The sequence below is a fragment of the Rhodococcus sp. ACPA1 genome (assembly GCF_002300195.1).
Lineage (GTDB): Bacteria > Actinomycetota > Actinomycetes > Mycobacteriales > Mycobacteriaceae > Rhodococcus_F > Rhodococcus_F opacus.
In genome coordinates this window covers 459445-478221 of record NZ_NSDX01000012.1, presented here as the reverse complement: position 1 = coordinate 478221, position 18777 = coordinate 459445, and the positions used below count along the sequence as shown (strand labels likewise).

The 18777-nt window shown below is 67.4% G+C and carries 15 protein-coding genes and 1 pseudogene; 9 read left to right on the top strand and 7 right to left on the bottom strand.

Going from position 1 to position 18777, the window contains the following annotated elements; genetic code table 11:
* Window positions 1-125: 125 nt before the first annotated feature.
* On the top strand, window positions 126-1274 hold the full coding sequence (locus CJ177_RS41215) for an IS630 family transposase (RefSeq protein WP_218835177.1): 1149 nt from the start codon (window positions 126-128) through the stop codon (window positions 1272-1274).
* 35 nt (window positions 1275-1309) lie between these two features.
* Here CJ177_RS41215 and CJ177_RS41210 read toward each other — a convergent pair.
* A pseudogene (locus CJ177_RS41210) lies at window positions 1310-1537 on the bottom strand (SDR family NAD(P)-dependent oxidoreductase); the annotation flags it as partial.
* 34 nt (window positions 1538-1571) lie between these two features.
* Window positions 1572-2348, bottom strand: coding sequence for an SDR family oxidoreductase (locus CJ177_RS41205; RefSeq protein ID WP_095870405.1), 777 nt, complete (start codon window positions 2346-2348; stop codon window positions 1572-1574).
* Between the two features lie 227 nt (window positions 2349-2575).
* Here CJ177_RS41205 and CJ177_RS41200 point away from each other — a divergent pair, with 227 nt between their 5' ends.
* The gene (locus CJ177_RS41200) at window positions 2576-3493 is read left to right on the top strand and encodes a tyrosine-protein phosphatase (protein WP_061044334.1); all 918 of its coding nucleotides are present in this window, start codon (window positions 2576-2578) and stop codon (window positions 3491-3493) included.
* Between the two features lie 2 nt (window positions 3494-3495).
* Here CJ177_RS41200 and CJ177_RS41195 read toward each other — a convergent pair whose 3' ends face one another.
* Complete coding sequence (locus tag CJ177_RS41195; RefSeq protein WP_005252290.1) at window positions 3496-4443, bottom strand: aldo/keto reductase; 948 nt, start codon at window positions 4441-4443, stop codon at window positions 3496-3498.
* A gap of 225 nt (window positions 4444-4668) precedes the next feature.
* Between CJ177_RS41195 and CJ177_RS41190 the strand changes: the two genes are divergently transcribed.
* From CJ177_RS41190 to CJ177_RS41170, 5 genes are all read left to right on the top strand, one after another.
* Window positions 4669-6171, top strand: a complete 1503-nt coding sequence (locus CJ177_RS41190) for an aldehyde dehydrogenase family protein (protein ID WP_061044335.1) — start codon at window positions 4669-4671, stop codon at window positions 6169-6171.
* A 27-nt stretch (window positions 6172-6198) separates the two neighbouring features.
* Window positions 6199-7758 carry an APC family permease gene (locus CJ177_RS41185; RefSeq protein WP_095870404.1) on the top strand — a complete coding sequence of 520 codons (1560 nt, stop codon included), beginning with the start codon at window positions 6199-6201 and terminating at the stop codon, window positions 7756-7758.
* On the top strand, window positions 7755-9311 hold the full coding sequence (locus tag CJ177_RS41180) for a GMC family oxidoreductase (RefSeq protein ID WP_095870403.1): 1557 nt from the start codon (window positions 7755-7757) through the stop codon (window positions 9309-9311). Before CJ177_RS41185 ends, CJ177_RS41180 begins: the two co-directional genes overlap by 4 nt.
* Window positions 9312-9404: 93 nt before the next feature.
* A complete protein-coding gene (locus tag CJ177_RS41175) occupies window positions 9405-10586 on the top strand; it encodes a thiolase family protein (protein WP_095870402.1) in 1182 nt (393 codons plus the stop codon).
* Window positions 10587-10600: 14 nt separating this feature from the next.
* Complete coding sequence (locus tag CJ177_RS41170) at window positions 10601-11746, top strand: acyl-CoA dehydrogenase family protein (protein WP_095870401.1); 1146 nt, start codon at window positions 10601-10603, stop codon at window positions 11744-11746.
* Here CJ177_RS41170 and CJ177_RS41165 read toward each other — a convergent pair.
* Together CJ177_RS41165 and CJ177_RS41160 are read right to left on the bottom strand one after the other, a co-directional pair.
* Window positions 11727-13208, bottom strand: a complete 1482-nt coding sequence (locus CJ177_RS41165) for an NAD(P)/FAD-dependent oxidoreductase (protein WP_095870400.1) — start codon at window positions 13206-13208, stop codon at window positions 11727-11729. The two genes, CJ177_RS41170 and CJ177_RS41165, sit on opposite strands and share 20 nt — an antisense overlap.
* Window positions 13205-14140 (bottom strand): patatin-like phospholipase family protein, encoded by a 936-nt coding sequence (locus CJ177_RS41160; RefSeq protein ID WP_095870399.1) that lies wholly within the window; start codon window positions 14138-14140, stop codon window positions 13205-13207. Before CJ177_RS41160 ends, CJ177_RS41165 begins: the two co-directional genes overlap by 4 nt.
* A gap of 82 nt (window positions 14141-14222) precedes the next feature.
* Here CJ177_RS41160 and CJ177_RS41155 point away from each other — a divergent pair, with 82 nt between their 5' ends.
* Both CJ177_RS41155 and CJ177_RS41150 read left to right on the top strand, forming a co-directional pair.
* Window positions 14223-14846 (top strand): TetR/AcrR family transcriptional regulator, encoded by a 624-nt coding sequence (locus CJ177_RS41155; protein WP_061044340.1) that lies wholly within the window; start codon window positions 14223-14225, stop codon window positions 14844-14846.
* A gap of 51 nt (window positions 14847-14897) precedes the next feature.
* On the top strand, window positions 14898-16475 hold the full coding sequence (locus CJ177_RS41150) for an FMN-binding glutamate synthase family protein (RefSeq protein ID WP_231914416.1): 1578 nt from the start codon (window positions 14898-14900) through the stop codon (window positions 16473-16475).
* Window positions 16476-16482: 7 nt separating this feature from the next.
* Here CJ177_RS41150 and CJ177_RS41145 read toward each other — a convergent pair whose 3' ends face one another.
* Complete coding sequence (locus tag CJ177_RS41145; RefSeq protein WP_061701273.1) at window positions 16483-17505, bottom strand: magnesium transporter CorA family protein; 1023 nt, start codon at window positions 17503-17505, stop codon at window positions 16483-16485.
* 37 nt (window positions 17506-17542) lie between these two features.
* Window positions 17543-18742 (bottom strand): FAD-dependent monooxygenase, encoded by a 1200-nt coding sequence (locus CJ177_RS41140; protein WP_005252304.1) that lies wholly within the window; start codon window positions 18740-18742, stop codon window positions 17543-17545.
* Window positions 18743-18777: the final 35 nt, after the last annotated feature.

Genomic DNA, 18777 nt, shown 5'->3' with positions numbered 1-18777 from the left:
GATCCGAGACCGGCTTCACCCATCCACTCCGAGGCACACCTCATCGTAACGCAACCCGCACTAACTGAACGGTATTGCGGTTTGGGGTATGAGCATTGCCTTTATTCAGTGCGGATCCGGTCAGGGTGACCGGATCCCAGCGCCGCGAGCTGAATCGTTTGCTTCGAGCCGGGCGCACCGAACAGCGTCTTGTGCTGCGCGCCACCATCGTTTTGTGGGCTGCGGATCAGTGCCCGAGTGCCGCGATCGCCCGGGCGTTACGCGTGAGTGTGGAGACCGTCCGCAAGTGGCGGGGCCGTTGGAACGCCGCGCCGGGCGTGGCGTCGTTGGGAGACGCGAAACGGTCGGGTCGGCCACCGAAGTTCACCCCGGTGCAGGTCACGCGGGTCAAGGCGATGGCCTGCACACCCCCGAAGGAGTGTGGGGTGCCGTTGGCGCGGTGGTCGTGTCCGGAACTGGCCCGCCACGCCGTCACCGACGGGATCTGTGCGTCGATCTCGCAGGCCACGATTCGCAGGTGGCTCTCCCAAGACGCCCTCAAGCCCTGGCAGCATCAATCGTGGATATTCATCTCCGATCCGAACTTCGCCGCTAATGCTAGTCGTGTGCTCGACCTGTATGCCCGGGTGTGGGATGGGGAACCGTTGGGCGAGCACGACTATGTGATCTCCTCTGACGAGAAGACGTCCATTCAGGCCCGCTGCCGCTGTCACCCCACACTTCCACCCGGCCGCTCCCGGACGATGCGGGTCAACCACACCTACAAGCGGCGCGGCGCCCTCGCCTACCTCGCTGCTTACGATGTACACCGCGCGAATGTTTTCGGTCGCTGCGAGGACACCACCGGCATCGTTCCGTTCGCCCGTCTCGTCGAGCAGGTCATGACCCAAGCGCCGTATGCGTCGGCGGAGCGAGTGTTCTGGATTGTGGACAACGGGTCGTCACACCGGGGGCAAGCGGCGATCGACCGGCTTGCCGAACAGTTTCCCAACGCGATCATGGTCCATACACCGGTGCACGCATCGTGGTTGAACCAAGTCGAGATCTTCTTCTCCATAGTTCAACGAAAGATTGTCTCACCCAACGACTTTACTGATACCGACGAAGTCGCCGCACGACTGGCGGCCTTCGAGACCCACTACAACCGGGCAGCCCAACCGTTCAAATGGAAGTTCACCACCGCCGACCTCGCCGATCTGCTCGCCAGGCTCGACCGCCACGAACGCGACCATGATCAGCCCGACAAAACAACCGCTCAAGCCCGTGCCGCATGACCCCCAACGAACTTATGGGCGGAACCACTAAGGCTCACGCCGTCGGTGACGGACTTCTCGTCGCCGATGTCGATCGCGGCGACGCTGAGGCGTCCCGCGGTGCCTGCCGCGTCGGCCAGTTCCGCTGTCCGCGCGAGGCCGTCCTCGGAGACGTCGGCTGCCACGACGGTGCCGCCTTCCTCCAGCAGTCGGAGGGCGGTGGCCTGTCCGATCCCCGACGCGGCTCCGGTCACCAGGATCCGCCGGTTGTCGAATCGATTCATCGTGTGTGCTCCTCGTGTGTTTCCGAATGCGATCTCATTGGCCCATGACGTACTTGACGGTCGGTCCGGCGGTCCATCCGCCGTCGACGGCCAGTTCCGCTCCGGTGACGTACGTGGACGCATCCGACAGCAGGAACCCGACGGCACCGGCGATCTCCTCGGGCACGCCGACCCGGGCCATGGGAGTGTTCGGGTAGTTGCCCTCGCCCTGCTGGATTCCGAGGCCCGCAGTCATCGGGGTGTACGTCATTCCGGGGTGGACGGAATTGACGCGGATCCGGTCGGTGCCCAGTTCCACGGCGGCGATCTTCGTGAGCCCGCGCACGCCCCACTTGGACGCGCCGTAACCGGCGGTCAGCGCGAGTCCCATCAGGCCGGCGGCCGACGAGATGTTGACGATCGATCCGCCGCCGGCGGCCCGCATCGGGGCGATCACGGCCTGCAGGCCGTTGAACACACCGGTCAAGTTGATATCGAGGACCGTCCGGAAGTGTTCGAGCGGTTCGTGCTCGATGTATTGGCCGGTGGAGATGCCGGCGTTGTTGACGAGGCCGTCGACGCGTCCGAATTCGCTCGTCGCCACGTCGACCGCGGCCTGCCACTGCTGCGGGTCCGTGACGTCGAGGTGGCTGTACCGCGCCCGGTCGCCCAGTCGGTCGACGGTCGCGCGGCCGTCGTCGTCGAGAACGTCGCCGACCAGGACGCTGCCGCCCTCGTCGACGATGCGCTGGGCGAATGCCGCGCCGAGCCCCCGCGCCGCCCCGGTCACGATCACAACCTTCCCCGCCAGTTGCTGTGCGGTCTCGGTCATCTCAGCTCACATCCTCGTCGTCAAAGAATCACGTTCGTCGGGGCACGTCGGCTGCCGACGGCCCGAGTCTGCTGTGGGCGCCGCCGGTGGGAAACGGGTTCTCCCGGTGATCGGAACAACTCGTAGCCACGGGAAACGTCCGACCACTGTGATGTGGGTTACCCGCTGACACTCCGGACATGCCGGACGAGCGGATCTCCCCGACAGCCCATCGAAAGGCTTCCCCTATGTCTCGACGCGTCACCTCCACCGCCGCGGTGCTGATCACCGGCAGCGTCCTGTTCGCGGGTTTCGGCACGCCTGCGCTCGCATCGGCGGACCCACTGTCGCTGCCCGGAATCAGTCTCCCGGGGTTCGGCTCGTCCGACTTCGGGAGCGCGGGCCCGGTCGTCGAGACACCGCGACTGGCGTCGGTCGACAACTTCCGCGACGTCGGGGGATCGGGTAGGGGGTACGCCACCACCCGCGGAGGGCACGTCACGAGGGGGCTGTTCTACCGTTCGAACGCTCTGGTTCCGAACGATCAGGATCTCGCCGTCCTCGCCGGGCTCGGACTGACGGCGGTGTACGACGTGCGGACCGTCGAAGAGGTGGCGGCGAAACCCGACCGGCTCCCGGGCGGGCCGCGCTACCTCGGCATCCCCATCCTGTCGGGAGACCTGGGTGCCGCAGTCGCGCAATTGAAGTCGCCCGCCGACGCCGTCGCGTTCATGCAGCAGATGAACCGCAGCTTCGTCGACGACGCGGCGACCCGGGCCGGGTTCGCGCAACTCCTGACGGCATTGGCCGACACCGAGGGGCCGCAGATCTTCCACTGCACGGCGGGCAAGGACCGCACCGGCTGGGCGTCCGCGCTGCTGCTCTCCATCGCGGGCGTCCCGCAGGACACCATCTTCGACGACTACCTGCTCACCAACGAGTACACCGCCGCGTCGATGAAGGTCACGTACGACCAGATCGCCGCCAGCCGCGGCGAGGCGGTGGCGCAGATCTACCAGCCGCTGCTGGGCGTCGACCGGAGCTACCTCGAGGCCGGACTCGGCCGGCTCACCGAGCAGTACGGCACGGTCGACCGCTATCTCACCGAAGGGCTCGGTCTGAGCGCGGCGACCGTCGACCGGCTCCGGGGCAAGCTGCTGAGCTGAGGTCAGGCGCCGATCGCGTCCGAGAGAGTCGTGAGCCGGCTGATCTCGGATGCGGTCAGGGTCACGGTCGGGGCGTCGAGCAGAGCGGGAAGTTGTTCGAGGCGGCTCGCGCTCGCGATCGGCGCGGTGATGCCGGGCCGGGTGAGGAGCCACGCGAGCGCGATGGTGGAAATCTCCGCCGAGTGCGTGTCGGCGATCTCGGCCAGGGCGTCGACGACGGCGAGGCCGGACTCGGAGAAGTAGCGGGTCGCCATCCGCTGGCGCGGCTGACCGTCCAGGTCGGCCTGGGTGCGGTACTTGCCCGCGAGGAAGCCCGCGGCGAGTGAATAGTACGGGAAGACGCCCAGGCCGTTCTCGGTGGCGATCGCGGCCACCTCGGGCTCGTAGTCGTGGCGGTGCACCAGGTTGTAGTGCGGCTGCAGCGCGATCGGGGCCGCGAAACCGTTCTCGGCCGTCAAGGACAGCCACTCGCGGATGCGCTCGGGCGAGTAGTTGGAGATGGCGACGTGGCGGACGAGTCCGTCGCGGACCAATTCGTCGAAGGCGCCGAGCGTGTCGACGAGGGGAGTCTCGGCGTCGTCGAAGTGGGCGTAGTACACGTCGATGTGGTCGGTCTGCAGCCGCTTCAGGGATGCCTCCGCCGCCGCGCGGACGTTGGCGGGGGCCAGGCCCTTGAACTCCGGGTGCTGGCTGACCTTGGTGGCGATCACCACGTGGTCGCGGTTGCCGCGGGACGCCATCCAGTTGCCGAGGACGGTCTCGGACTCGCCGCCGGAGTTGCCCTCGGCGAACGCGGAGTACGAGTCCGCCGTGTCGACGAAGTTGCCGCCGCCTGCGGCGAAGGCGTCGAGGATCTCGAACGACGTCGGTTCGTCACTGGTCCAGCCGAAGGTGTTACCACCGAGGGCCAGGGGAAAGATGTCCAGATCCGAGTTGCCGATCGCGACCACGGGTGCTCCGTTTCTAGGTGTGTCCTGTCCGGGAATGTGCGAAGAGTTCGCCTGACGACGCTATCGCAGCCGCTAGGCGCACGTGCGTCCGGCTACCGGACACAGTCTTCTCGGACACGGATACCGTCGCGAATCGGACATGTGTGCGCGATCCCCGCCCACCGCGACTCCGACGGCATACCGTAAAGGGGGTGCGTTCGTTCCGGCGAGACACGGAGTTGAGTGATGCAGGACCAGTCGATCGATGACCTCTTGAACACGGGCCTGTTCGTCGACGGGCAATGGATCCGCTCCAGCTCCGGTGAGACCCGGGACTGCATCAATCCGGCCGACGGATCGGTGGTCGCCACCGTCGACGAGGCCTCCCCGGAGGACGCAACTCGCGCAGTCGCCGCGGCCCGCGCGGCGTTCGACGAGGGAACCTGGCCCCGCACACCCGTCGCCGAGCGCACGGCGTTGGTCGCGAGGATCGCCGATCTCCTCGAGCGAGACAAGGAGACCCTGGCGCGCATCGAGACGCTCGACACCGGAAAAACTCTGGAGGAGAGCAGGATCGACATCGACGACGTGGTGTCGGTATTCCGGTACTACGCGCAACTCGCCGCGGTCGAAGCCGACAATCTGGTCGATGTCGGGCGCCCCGAGGTGATCAGCCGGGTGGTGCGTGAGCCGATCGGTGTGTGCGTGCTCATCGCACCGTGGAACTACCCGCTGCTGCAGATCTCGTGGAAGGTGGCGCCCGCGCTGGCCGCCGGATGCACCATGGTCCTCAAACCGAGCGAGGTGACCCCGCTCAGCACCATCGCGTTCACCGCGCTGATCGCCGAAGCAGGTGTCCCCGCCGGGGTGGTGAACCTCGTGCAGGGCAGCGGCGCCGTCCTGGGCGCCGCACTCACGGGCACCCCCGACGTCGACTTCATTTCCTTCACCGGCGGGCTGGCCACCGGACGCGTCATCCTCGAGACCGCGGCGAAGAACGTCACCAAGGTGGCGGTGGAACTCGGTGGCAAGAATCCGCACATCGTCTTCGCCGACGCGGACGGAGACGACTCGGTGGACCAGGTGCTCACCGGGGTGTTCCTGCATTCCGGGCAGGTGTGCTCGGCGGGAACCCGCCTGATCATCGAGGAGTCCATCGCCGACCGGTTCGTCGCCGCGCTCGCCGCACGGGCGGAGAAGATCCGGATGGGCAACGGTCTCGATCCCGCGAGCCGAACCGGCCCGCTGGTATCCGAGGCCCACCGGGAGAAGGTCGAACGGTACGTGGCGCTCGGCCTCTCCGAGGGCGCCCGGTTGGTGACCGGGGGAGCCCGGCCCTCCGATCCCGCGTTGGCGGACGGGAGCTACTACCTGCCCACCATCTTCGACCACTGCGACCGCACCATGCGCCTCGTGCAGGAGGAGACGTTCGGACCGATCCTCACCGTCGAGCGCTTCACTACGGAGGAGGAGGCGCTGCGACTGGGCAACGACACCGAGTACGGTCTCGCCGCGGGCGTCCGGACCGCCGACAGTGCGCGGGGCGAGCGGATGGTGCGGGGTCTGCGCCACGGCACGGTGTGGCTCAACGACTTCGGCTACTACACTGCCGCCGCCGAGTGGGGCGGCTTCAAGATGTCGGGTAACGGGCGCGAACTCGGCCCCACCGGTCTGGCGGAATACCAGGAGACCAAACATATCTGGCACAACACCTCGCCCACGGCGGCGGGGTGGTTCGACAACGGCTAGGTCGGCGCACGGAGAGGCGAGAGAACCATGGCTACTCGGCACGGAGCAGTGGGTGACGGAGGTGCGCCGGGAGACAGTGGACTCGGCGAACTGGGGTACAAACAGGAATTGGACCGCAGCCTCGGCAAATTCGCCAGTTTCGCGGCGGGAGTCAGCTACATCTCGATTCTCACCGGCACGTTCCAGTTGTTCTACTTCGGGTTCGGCACCGCCGGACCGGCATATCTGTGGTCCTGGCCGATGGTGTTCGTCGGGCAGATGGCGGTCGCCCTGTGCTTCATGGAGCTCGCGGCCAAGTACCCCGTGGCCGGCTCGGTCTACAACTGGGCCAAGCTGCTCGGCAGCAGGATCGTGGGATGGTCGTCGGGCTGGCTGATGCTCACCGCGTCGATCGTGACCCTCTCCGCGGTCGTGCTCGCGCTGCAACTCAACCTGCCGAGGTTGTGGAGCGGGTTCCAGATCATCGGTGACGGCAGCGGTGAATACGACTTCGCCACCAACGCCGTCATTCTCGGCACCATCATGATCGCGTTCACCACGGCCGTCAACGCGTTCGGCGTCAAGCTGATGGCCCTCATCAACAGTTCGGGTGTGTTCGTCGAACTGATCGCGGCCGTCCTCATCGCGATCATCCTCGCCGCCAACATCACTCGCGGTCCGGACGTGTTCTTCTCCACCCACGGTTACGGCGCCGGGGAGAGCGGCGGATATCTGACCGTCTTCCTCGTGGCGTCACTCGCGTCGGGCTACGTGATGTACGGATTCGACACCGCGAGTTCGCTCGGCGAGGAGACGGTCGACCCGAGGCGGACGGCGCCCAAGGCGATCCTGCGGGCGATCCTCGCGTCGTTCGTGATCGGCGGGGCGATCCTGGTGTTCGCCGTGATGGCGGCCCCCGACCTCGAGGATCCACTGATCGGCAGCAGTGAGGGCGGCCTGCAGTACATCGTCGAGCAGGTGATGTGGGGACCGCTCGGCAAGATCTTCCTGGTCTGCATCGTCGTCGCGGTCACGGTGTGTTCGCTCGCGGTGCACGCCGCGGCCATCCGGCTCACGTTCGCGATGGCCCGCGACAACGCGCTGCCGTTCGGGGAGCGGCTGGCCCACGTCAACCCGAAGCACCAGACGCCCGTGGTCCCCGCCATCGTGATCGGTGTGCTCGCCGCGTTCATCCTCGTCATCAACATCGGTCAGCCGCAGATCTTCACGGTGTTGACGTCGATCGCGATCATCATGATCTACCTGGCGTATCTCATGGTCACCGGTCCGCTGCTGAAGAAACGTCTGCAGGGGCAGTGGCCGCCGAAGGAACTCGCGGAGAGCGGCTACTTCACGATGGGCCGGTGGGGGCTTCCGGTGAACATCTTCGCCGTGCTGTGGGGAGTGGGGATGGCGCTCAATCTGGCGTGGCCGCGCCCCGAGGTGTACGGCACTCCCTGGTACAACACGTGGGGTGCGTTCGTCTACATCGGCATCATTCTCGGGCTGGGCCTCCTCTGGTATGCGGTGAAGGGCCGCAACCACATCGGCTGCCTCGCTTCGCACGCGGCGACGTCGAAGGACGAGGCGGAGAGTGAACTGCCATGACGGACACGGTGTTCGACTACGTGATCGCCGGCGGCGGAACGGCCGGATGTGTGCTCGCCGCGCGACTCAGCGAGGACCCCTCGGTGACCGTCTGCCTCGTGGAGGCCGGGCCGTCCGACGTCGGTGACCGCAACGTCCTCGAGCTGTCGCAGTGGATGCATCTGCTGGACTCCGGCTACGACTGGGACTATCCGGTGGAGCCGCAGGAGAAGGGCAACAGCTTCATGCGGCACGCCCGCGCCAAGGTGCTCGGCGGATGCTCCTCCCACAATTCGTGCATCGCGTTCTGGCCGCCCGCCGAGACACTCGACGACTGGGCGGCGGCGGGCGCCACCGGCTGGGGCGCGAAGGACGTGCTGCCGCTCGTGGCGCGGGTGGAGAACAACGACGCCCCCGGCGAGCAGCACGGCCGCAGCGGTCCGGTGCGGTTGCGCGACGTCCCCCCGAACGACCCGTGCGGCGTGGCCCTGCTCGAGGCAGCGGCGAAGGTCGGGTTGCCCACCGTGCAGTTCAACCGGGGCTCGACGGTGCTCGACGGGGCGGGGTGGTTCCAGATCAACGCGTCCGAGGACGGCACGCGCATGTCGACGTCGCACGCCTACCTGCATCCGATTCTCGGGTCCCGCCCCAACCTCGACGTGCGCACCGACTGCTGGATCAGCGAGATCGTCATCGACGATGCGATGGCGGCGACCGGCGTGCGGTACCAGCGTCCCGATCTCACCGGATACGACACGGTCTCGGCGCGCCGCGAGGTGGTCGTCACCGCCGGGGCCATCGACACACCGAAACTGTTGATGCTCTCGGGTATCGGGCCGACGGTGCACCTGCGCGAGATGGGTGTGCAGGTTCGGGTCGATGCCCCCGGGGTCGGGCAGAACCTCGACGACCACGTCGAGGGGCTGGTGTTCTGGGATGCGTCCCGGCCGATGGTCGAGACGTCCACGCAATGGTGGGAGATCGGTCTGTTCGCCACCACCGAGGAGGGGTTGAACCATCCGGACCTGATGATGCACTACGGCAGCGTGCCATTCGACATGAACACGCTCCGGTGGGGATACCCCACCACGGACAACGGCTTCTGTCTCACCCCGAACGTCACGCAGGGACTCTCCCGCGGAACGGTGCGGCTCCGGTCCCGCGACTTCCGGGATCGTCCGCGAGTGGATCCCCGGTATTTCACCGACCCCGACGGCCACGACGAGGCGGTGATGCTCGCCGGGATCCGGCTGGCGCGTCGCATCGCCGAGCAGGAACCTCTCCGCGGCTGGATCACGAGGGAACTGGCTCCCGGGCCGGAGGCGGTCACCGACGACGAACTGATCGACTACGCGCACCGGACGCACAACACGGTGTACCACCCCGCCGGGACCGCCCGGATGGGTGCGGCCACCGACCCGATGGCCGTCCTCGATCCGGATTTGCGGGTGAAGGGTGTCCGCGATCTGCGGGTGGTGGACGCGTCCGCGATGCCGAAACTGCCCTACGTCAATCCCAACATCACGGTCATGACGATGGCCGAGAAGTGCGCCGATCTGATCCGCGGAACCTGACCCGACGATGTGCCGGAGGCCCCTGCGTGAACCGCTGGGTACTTTGAAGTCCTACTATCTCTCCATACTGGTAGAGAGACGGAAGGGCACGTCATGAATTCTCCTGAACCGATCGTGGTAGTCGACGGCGCGAGGACCCCGATCGGCAGCTTCGGTGGCGCGTTCAAGGACGTGCCCGCCCACGAACTGGGTGCCACCGCCGCGAAGGCCGCGCTGGGGCGTGCCGGGGTGCCGGGTGAGGACATCGACGAGGTGGTGATGGGCTGCATCGGTCAGGTCGGACCGGATGCCTACAACGCCCGCCGCGTCGCCCTCGCCGCCGGACTTCCCGAGAAGACCCCCGCGTACACCGTCAACCGGCTGTGCGGGTCCGGTCTGCAGGCCGTGTGGTCGGCGGCGCAGCAGATGCGCTGGGGTGGGGTGGACTTCGCCCTCGCCGGCGGCGACGAGAGCATGTCGCGGATGCCGTTCTACGACTTCTCCGCCCGCTCCGGCTACAAACTCGGCGACCGCACGCTCGTCGACGGCACGGTCGCGATTCTGACCGACCCGTTCGGTGGCGTGCACATGGGCCGCACCGCCGAGGCCGTCGCCCGCAAGTACGATGTCAGCCGGCAGCAGCAGGACGAGTTCGCCGTCGAATCCCAGCGCCGTGCCGCCTCCGAGGCCGCCAAGGCCGCGTTCGCCGAGGAGATCACCCCCGTCGAGATCGGGGGCCGCCGCCCGAAGACGATCGACGTCGACGAGCACCCCAAGCCCGACACCACCCTCGAGACCCTGGCGAAGCTGCGGCCGGCGTTCGAGGAGGGCGGCTCGGTGACCGCGGGCAACGCGTCCGGTATCAACGACGGCGCCGCGGCCCTGGTGCTGGCGACGCAGTCCGCCGCGCAGGAGAAGGGCTTGACCGGGCTGGTCACACTCGAGGCCGTCGCGACCGCGGCGATGGACCCGGCTCTGATGGGGTACGCCCCCGTGCTGGCGTTGCAGAACCTGTTCGAGCAGACCGGCACCACCCCCGGCGACATCGACGTGATCGAGCTGAACGAGGCGTTCGCGTCGCAGGCGGTCGCGGTGATCCGGGACGCGAAGCTGAATCCGGAGAAGACCAACCCGTACGGCGGGGCGATCGCGCTGGGTCACCCGGTCGGGGCGACCGGCGCGATCCTGAGCCTGCGCCTGGCGAAGGACCTCGTGCGCCGCGACCTCGAACTCGGCATCGTCACCATGTGCATCGGCGGCGGCCAGGCCCTCGCCGCACTCTTCCGGCGCATCTAGAAACAGGGCAGACGATGAAGAAGCACATCCCGTCCTGGCACGACGACGAGGTCAAGGCCCTGTCCGAGCTCGCGGTCGGGTTCTTCGAACGCGAGGTGGTAGCGCACAACGAGAAGTGGGACGCCCAGCACCGCATCGACCGTGCGGTGTGGCTCGCGGCCGGCAAGCTGGGGTTGCTGTGCTGCTCGATCCCGGAGGAGTACGGCGGCGGTGGCGGCACGTTCGCGCACGACCTCGCCGTGTTCGAGGCCCAGGGCTATGCCGGCGACCTCGCGCTCGGCATCTCGGTGCATTCGGGGATCGTGGCGCACTACCTCCTCGAGTACGGCACCGAGGAACAGAAGAAGACCTGGCTGCCGGCGATGGCGACCGGGGAGATCCTCGGCGCCATCGGCATGACCGAGCCCGGCGCCGGATCGGACCTCAAGGCGATCAAGACCACCGCGATCCGGGACGGTGACGAGTACGTCGTCAACGGGTCGAAGACGTTCATCACCAACGGCGCGTCGGCCGACATGATCGTGCTGGCGGTCAAGACCGATCCGAAGGCCGGCGCCAAGGGGGTGGCGCTGCTGATCGTCGATTTGCGGGACTGCCCGGGGTTCGCTGTCGGGCGGGTGTTGGACAAGGTCGGTCAGCACGGCGCCGACACGTCGGAGTTGTCGTTCACCGATGTGCGGGTGCCGGTGTCGAACCTGCTCGGTGAGGAGGGGCAGGGTTTCGGGCAGCTGATGGCGCAGCTGGTGCAGGAACGGTTGATCATCGGCGCGCAGGCATCCGGTGCGATGACTCGTGCGGTGGAGGACACCGTTGCGTACACGAAGTCGCGGCAGGCGTTCGGGCACAGTCTGTTCGAGTTCCAGAACACGGCGTTCGAGCTGGCCGAGTGCCAGACCATCGCCCGCACGTGTGCGGTGTTCCTGGACCATTGCATCGAGGCGCACCTGCGTGGGGAACTGGACCCGTCCGAGGCGGCGATGGTCAAGTACTGGCTCACCGAGCAGCAGTGCGCGGTGATCGACCGGTGCGTGCAGTTGCACGGTGGTTACGGGTACATGCGCGAGTACCTGATCGCCCGGATGTACGAGGACGCCCGCGTCCAGAAGATCTACGCGGGCGCCAACGAGGTGATGAAGGGGATCATCGCGAAGTCGCTGTAGCCGACGCCGGCTCACGCGACACGTCGTACGCCGCCTCGTCGAACCGGCCGAGTCGCTGCCGCATGCGGTCGGTCGACCACGGCCAGTTGAAGCTGTTGCGGCCGTTGACGTCGAGGAAGTAGCTCTGGCAGCCACCGGCGTTGTAGACGGTGGTGGCCAGGGCTTCCTGGACCTGGGCGTTGAACGCGTCCTGCACTTCCCGGCGCGGTTCCATCCTGGTCCACCCGTTGCTCCGGGCACTGGTGACGGCCTGGATCAGGTATTCGAGTTGCGCCTCGAGAATCATGAACGCCGACGTGTGGCCGGTGCCCAGCGCGGGGCCGAGGAGGACGAAGGCGTTGGGGAAGCCCGCGACGGTGGTGCCGAGGTAGGCCTGCGGGCTGCCCTTCCAGTGATCGTCGAGGCTGCGGCCGTCCCCGTCGAACACTGTGGAACCGATCGGCATGTCGAGGATGTGGAAGCCGGTGCCGAAGATGATGGCGTCCACTTCCCGTTCGGCGCCGTCGCGGCCGACGACGACGTTTCCGCGCACCGACTCCACGGCGTCGGCGTGGACCTCGACGTTCGGGCGGGTGAGTGCGGGGTAGTAGGTGTTGGACAGCAGCAGTCGCTTGCAGCCGAGCGTGTAGTCGGGGGTCAATGCCGTGCGCAGCTTCGGATCCCGCACCTGCGCGCGGAGTTGTGCCTTGCCGATCTGCTGGATCACCCGCAGGATCCACGGGTGCCGGAAACCGAGTCCGAGCGATTCCATGATCGTGTACTCGACGCGTCGCAGCGCGCGGATCGCACCCGGTACGCGGCGCAGGATCGCCCGCTCGACGCCGGGCAGGGTGTGATCCGGTTTCGGTAGCACCCACTGCGCGGTGCGCTGGTAGAGATGCAGCGTTTCGACCTGCGGCTGGATCGCCGGGACGAATTGCACCGCGGATGCACCGGTTCCGACGACGGCCACGCGTTTGCCGGTGAGGTCGTAGGTGTGATTCCAGCGAGAGGAATGGAACACCTCGCCGGTGAAGGTGTCGAGGCCGGGGATGGTGGGAACGAGCGGTTCGTTCCACGGTCCGGCGGCGGCGATGACGGCGTTCGCGGTGAACGTGCCTGCGGACGTGTCGACCGTCCACCGCCTGCTCTGTTCGCTCCACTGGGCACGCTGCATCTCGGTGCCGAACTTCACGTGTGCGGGCACCCCGTGTTCGGTGGCGGTGCGCTCGATGTACCGGCGGATCTCCTCCTGTCCGGCGAACAACCGCGACCACTCCCGGTTGGGTGCGAACGAGTAGGAGTACAGCGCTGAGGGGACGTCGCACGCGCAGCCCGGGTAGGTGTTGTCGCGCCAGGTCCCGCCAAGCGCGTCCCCCTTCTCGAGGATGGCGAAGTTGTCGATTCCGCTCTGCTTCAGACGAATCGCGGCTCCGATGCCGGAGATCCCGGCACCGACGATCAGAATGTCGTAATGCTTCATGCGCGTACTCCGTTCGCGAGCTGAGCGCGGGTGGTGACGAGGGAATGTTCGAGGGTGGCGAGCCGGCGCCGGCCGTCCATGAAGTTCGGACCCATGACGGCGAGGTCCTCGGCGGTCGCGTCGAGCCGGATCACCTGGGTGCCTGCCGCCTCCAGCTTCGCGATCTCGGCGTCCAGCCCGGAACTCATCCAGTTCCGCAGCATCAGGCGTTCGATCCGGGCCGCCCCACGGCCGGCGATGCGGCCCGTCGACGCCATCGGTGCCAGCACGATCACCTCGTCGAGTTCGAGGGGCAGCACCAGGTCGGCGGATGCGGTGGACGCCGCGCCGCCGTCGACGAACCGGCGGCCGCCGATGGGGACCGGCGGATACCAGCCGGGAATCGCCCACGACGCCCGCAGCGCCTCGGACAGGGTGGCGGTCGGTGCACCGGGTGAGCCGAACGCGATGCGCTCTCCCGTGTCGTAGTCCATGCTCACCAGCCACGTCGCGGGGTGACTCACCCAGCCGGAGTTGCAGGTGAACCGCTGTGCGAGCCGGTCGAGCCAGGCGGCGTCGCCGCGGCCGTGGGGGAGGAGGCCGCTCGCGGCGGTCACGGGTGGGAGCCCGCGGCGCAACAAGCCGGGCGAGCCGAGGCCCGGTCCGGGGAGCGGCGGGAACCGTCCCGGTGCGGCGGCGAGGTGTCCGTCGAGCGCCGGATGGGTGGGCCCACCGAGCTGCATCGCGAGCAGTTCGTCGACGCCCGCCCCGCCACCCAGCATGGTGACGAGTTCGGCGCCCGCGGACGTGCCCACGAGTACGTCGGCGTCGCGCGGGTCCCAGCCCAGCGCGTCGCTCACGGCGACCAGGGCCGCCACGGTCCAGGCCGCGCCGAGCGTGCCGCCGCAACCGATCACCAGTCCGCGGCTGAGTTGTATGTCACTCGAAGTCATATCCAGAAGCTATCAGAAACCAGATACCGGCGGTATATGAAAATTGGAATATTCTCGCAGGGGCTTCGAGGAAAGGGTGAGCATGGCGCGATTGACCAGGTCGGAGAGTCAGGCGCGCACGCGGGCGCATCTCGTCGCGACTGCGCGCGACCTCTTCCTGGCCGACGGGTACGCGGCCACGTCGCTCGAGAAGGTGGCCGACGAGGCCGGCTATTCCAAGGGGGCGGTGTACTCCAACTTCAAGAACAAGAAGGAACTGTGCCTCGAGGTGCTCGGGCTCATCCACGCCACCAAGGGGCAGGAGATCGCGGAGGCGCTCGGCGGCGGCGACACGATGGAGGAGCGACTCGAGGCGTTCCAGGCCTGGGCGGAGAAGACGCTCGGCGACGTCGGATGGACCATGCTCGAGTTCGAGCTGATCGTGTTGTCCCGCCACGATCCCGAACTCCGCGACGCACTCACCGCCACCCTCGGGGTCGCGCGGGAGATCACGGTGACACTGCTGAAGTCGTTCACCGACTCACTCGGGGTCGTCCTGCCGGTGCCCGCGGAGGATGCGGCCGGCAGCATCCTCAGTCTCGGTGTCGGACTGGGTATTCAGCGCGCCATCGATCCGACCATTTCCGCTCGGGTGGTCACCGACAACTTGCGGGTGCTGCTTTCGGTGTCGCAGGAGGCTCCGACTCCGGGGTCCGTGCCGGGGTGAAATTGGCGCGAGGAGCCGATCCGAGTGGCGCCGCGCGCGTACGGTGAATTCATGAAGCGGTGGAACGCCCTGGCAATTCCCGCTGCCGCCGCGGCTGCGATCGCGTCGTACGACCTAGTTCAGCGACGCCACGCGCTGCTCCGGAATTTTCCCGTGGTCGGGCACGGACGCTATCTGCTCGAGTCGCTCGGCCCGGAACTCCGGCAGTACATTACGACCGGCAACGACGAGGAACGTCCCTTCACCCGGGACCAGCGTCGCTGGGTGTACGCGTCGTCGAAGCGGGTGACCGACACGTTCGGGTTCGGTACGGACAACGACATCGAGTTCACCGACGGCTACACCATCATCAAGCACCGGACGTTCTCGGAGATTCCTCCCTCGGCGATGCCGCATGCCGACGAACATCTCGCGATTCCGTCGGCGAAGATGCTCGGTGCCGCCCGCGGACGGGCGCATGCCTTCCGCCCGCGCTCCATCGTCAACATCTCGGGGATGAGTTTCGGGGCGCTGTCGTCGGCGGCCGTGGTCGCTCTCAACCGCGGTGCCGCTGCCACCGATTGCCTGCACAACACCGGCGAGGGAGGAATCTCCCGATACCACCGGAACGGCGCAGACCTGATCTTCCAGATCGGGACCGCGTATTTCGGCTGCCGCGACGAGGACGGCCGTTTCGACCTGGCGCGGCTTCGGGCGCTGGTCGAGTCGGCGCCGGTGCGGGCCATCGAGATCAAACTCAGCCAGGGCGCGAAACCGGGCCTCGGAGGTCTCCTGCCGGCGGCGAAGGTGACACCGGAGATCGCCGAGATCAGAGGCGTACCGGAGGGCCGTGACTGCATCAGCCCGTCCCGGCACACGGCCTTCCGTGACGTCGACAGCATGCTCGACTGGGTGGAGCTCCTCGCCGCCGAGACGGGGCTGCCGGTCGGGATCAAGTCCGCGGTCGGCGACCCGACGTTCTGGGACCTGCTGGTCGACGCGATGAGCAACTCCGGGCGGGGTGTCGACTTCGTGACCATCGACGGGGGTGAGGGCGGTACCGGCGCTGCACCGCTGGTGTTCACCGACGCGGTCTCGTTGCCGTTCCGCAGCGGCTTCGCGCGCGTGTACGCCAAGTTCGCGGAAGCCGGTCTGACCGACGGCATCACGTTCATAGGCTCGGGCAAGCTGGGCCTGCCCGACAATGCCGTGGCGGCGATGTCGCTCGGATGTGACCTGATCAATGTGGCGCGTGAGCCGATGCTCGCGGTCGGGTGCATCCAGGCGCAGAAGTGCCACACCGATCGGTGCCCGACGGGTGTTGCGACGCAAAACCCCTGGCTCGCACACGGACTCGACGCCGGCATCAAATCGGTCCGGGCCGCGAACTACCTGCGGGCGTTGCGCCGGGACGTATTCAAGGTGGCCGAGGCGTGTGGTGTCGCGCACCCCGGCCTGATCACCGCGTCGGACGTCGAGGTCGCGGACGGCAACCGGCATTCGATCACGCTCGCCGACCTCTACGGTTACCGGACCGGCTGGGGGCTGCCCGGTGACCCCGACCGTGCCGAGATCACCCGCCTGATGAGCGAGGCCGCCGCTGTTCCCGCGGGCGAGACCGGGTCACCAGGAGCGAAGACGGCGCCCTGAGGGCGTGTTACAGCCAGTCGCGTCGGCGGAACAGGATGTAGAGCAGACTGGCCGACGTCACGATCACGATGGTGCTGACGATCATTCCCGACAGCTGCCCGACTCCGGGAAACAAGACGTTCTGACCGAACCACCCGGTCACCGCGGTGGGAACCGCGATGATGGCCGCCCAACCGGTGAGCTTCTTCATGACGGTGTTGAGCCGGGCATCCTGGAGCGACAGATTCGTCTCGAAGACGGTCACCACCATGTCGCGCAACGACTCCGTCCACTCCGCGGCGCGCGTCACGTGGTCGTAGAGATCGGTGTACAAGCTGTCGAGAACCGGCGACTTGTCGCGGTGGGATTCGGCCCGCCCGCGCATGACTGCGCCCACCACCTCCCGCATCGGAAGCACGACGCGACGCAGTTGCACCAGTTCCTTCCGCAGCCGGTACGTACGCTGCTGAATCTCCCGGGTCCGCGCGGACTCGTCGAACAAGCCCTCCTCGAGCGCTTCGATCGCGTCGTCGATCGTCTCGATCGTCTCGAACTGCCCGTCCACGATGGCGTCGAGCAGTCCGTGCAGGAGCGCGAGTGCACCGGAACCCGGGGTGAGCAGTGCGGGGTCCTCCTCCCAGCGCTCCACCACCTGCGACATGTCGAATCGATCGTCCCGCCGCACCGTGATGATCCCGTTCGACACCACGAACGCGGAGACGCGGCTGAGCCGAAGCCGGGAATCGAGAACGCCGAGAGTGCTGACGTCGTCGGTCTCGAACCAGGTGGCGTACGCGGTCACGAACGCATGGCCCGCATAGCGCGTCGCCTTCGGCCGCTCACCGCGGGCGACGGCATCCTCGATGGCGTTCGGATCGAGCGACCACTCGGCCGCCAGCTCGGTCAGGCACTCGTGGTCGGGGTCGCACAGGTCGACCCACACGAGCGCGTTCTCGTCCTTCACTTGTTCGGACACGTCGGCAAGCGGAAAATCCTTGCCCACGCACTCGCCATCGCGCCACACACGGGTCTGCACCAAGTTGAGGGTCACACTCCCAGTCTGCCGAACCATGCCGGCAGGGAAGCGGTTATGACGCGCGATCGGACGAATACCCCCACAGCCAGTCGGTGTACTTGTAGCTCGACGTGTCGCGGGTGCGGAACAGTTCGTTGCGTGCGATGCGGGCGGTGCCGTCGAGGTGCCACAGCTCGCCCCACATGCGTCCGGTGGTGAGGATGCGGTTGCAGCGCGGTGCGCGTTCGGTGTTGACCTCCTTCAAGATCTGCGGCCACGCGGCGTTTCCGCCCGCGGAGAAGTCTTCGGCGGCATAGTCGGCGAGGCACTTCGCGTCCTCGATCGCCATCACGGCTCCCGAGGCCAGGTACTGCAGTGGCGGGTGCGCTGCGTCGCCGAGCAGGATCATCCGTCCGTCCACCCAGTTCTCGATCGGTTCGCGGTCGTACATCGGCCACCACCGGTCCTTCCACAGGTAGTCGATCCCGCGGCGGACGTTCTCGTGGCAGTGCGCGTAGGCCTGTTCGAGCTCCTCGGGGCCACCCCAGTTCTCGATTCCATTCTTGAAACCGGGCGATTCGAACACCGCGACCTGGTTGAGCATTTCGCCGCCGCGCAGCGGGTACTGGATGAAGTGGCACTGCGGTCCGATGTAGCCGACCACGTCCTCGATGTCCTCGTCGAGTTCGACGTCCTGGTACGGGGTGGTGCCCCGGTAGGCGGCGTAGCCCGACGACACGGGTTCGTCGTCCGAGATCTTCCCCCGCAGCCGGGATTTGAGGCCGTCCATGCCGAGCGCGATGTCCGCTTCGTGGGTGCGGCCGTCGTCGGTGCTGACGGTCACCTTGTCACCGTCGGTGATCACGTCGGTGACGGTGACGCCCGTGTGCAGTTCGGCGCCCGCAGCCCGCGCGGCGTCGACGAGGGTCGCGTGCAGGTCGCTGCGATGGGTCACGAAGTACGGTCCGCCGTAGCGGGCGCGGAACTCGGCGCCGAGGTCGATCTTGGTGAGCACCTCCGCGGTGACGGCGTCGCGGAACACGATGTTCTTCGGCAGGAAGGCCCGGGAGAGAACGTCGTCGAGCACGCCCCAGGAGTCGAGGATGCGGGCGCCGTGCGGTCCGACCTGCAGTCCGGCACCGACTTCACCGAACTCGGAGGCACGTTCGAACAACGTGACGTTCGCGCCCCTCCGGGCGAGGGCGAGGGCGTTGGCCGCGCCACCGATCCCGCCCCCGGCGATGATGATGTGTGCGTCCTGCAGGTTCGACATGACAGTTCCTTAGTTTCGAGCGTTCGGGGCAGGTG

What these genes read in the sequence shown, in the direction of transcription:
- CJ177_RS41180 (WP_095870403.1), top strand. Translation starts at nt 7,755, where the DNA reads ATGACGGACACGGTGTTCGACTACGTGATCGCCGGCGGCGGAACGGCC.
- CJ177_RS41165 (WP_095870400.1), bottom strand. Translation starts at nt 13,208, where the DNA reads ATGAAGCATTACGACATTCTGATCGTCGGTGCCGGGATCTCCGGCATC.
- CJ177_RS41150 (WP_231914416.1), top strand. Translation starts at nt 14,898, where the DNA reads ATGAAGCGGTGGAACGCCCTGGCAATTCCCGCTGCCGCCGCGGCTGCG.
- CJ177_RS41190 (WP_061044335.1), top strand. Translation starts at nt 4,669, where the DNA reads ATGCAGGACCAGTCGATCGATGACCTCTTGAACACGGGCCTGTTCGTC.
- CJ177_RS41185 (WP_095870404.1), top strand. Translation starts at nt 6,199, where the DNA reads ATGGCTACTCGGCACGGAGCAGTGGGTGACGGAGGTGCGCCGGGAGAC.
- CJ177_RS41160 (WP_095870399.1), bottom strand. Translation starts at nt 14,140, where the DNA reads ATGACTTCGAGTGACATACAACTCAGCCGCGGACTGGTGATCGGTTGC.
- CJ177_RS41140 (WP_005252304.1), bottom strand. Translation starts at nt 18,742, where the DNA reads ATGTCGAACCTGCAGGACGCACACATCATCATCGCCGGGGGCGGGATC.
- CJ177_RS41205 (WP_095870405.1), bottom strand. Translation starts at nt 2,348, where the DNA reads ATGACCGAGACCGCACAGCAACTGGCGGGGAAGGTTGTGATCGTGACC.
- CJ177_RS41200 (WP_061044334.1), top strand. Translation starts at nt 2,576, where the DNA reads ATGTCTCGACGCGTCACCTCCACCGCCGCGGTGCTGATCACCGGCAGC.
- CJ177_RS41170 (WP_095870401.1), top strand. Translation starts at nt 10,601, where the DNA reads ATGAAGAAGCACATCCCGTCCTGGCACGACGACGAGGTCAAGGCCCTG.
- CJ177_RS41155 (WP_061044340.1), top strand. Translation starts at nt 14,223, where the DNA reads ATGGCGCGATTGACCAGGTCGGAGAGTCAGGCGCGCACGCGGGCGCAT.
- CJ177_RS41175 (WP_095870402.1), top strand. Translation starts at nt 9,405, where the DNA reads ATGAATTCTCCTGAACCGATCGTGGTAGTCGACGGCGCGAGGACCCCG.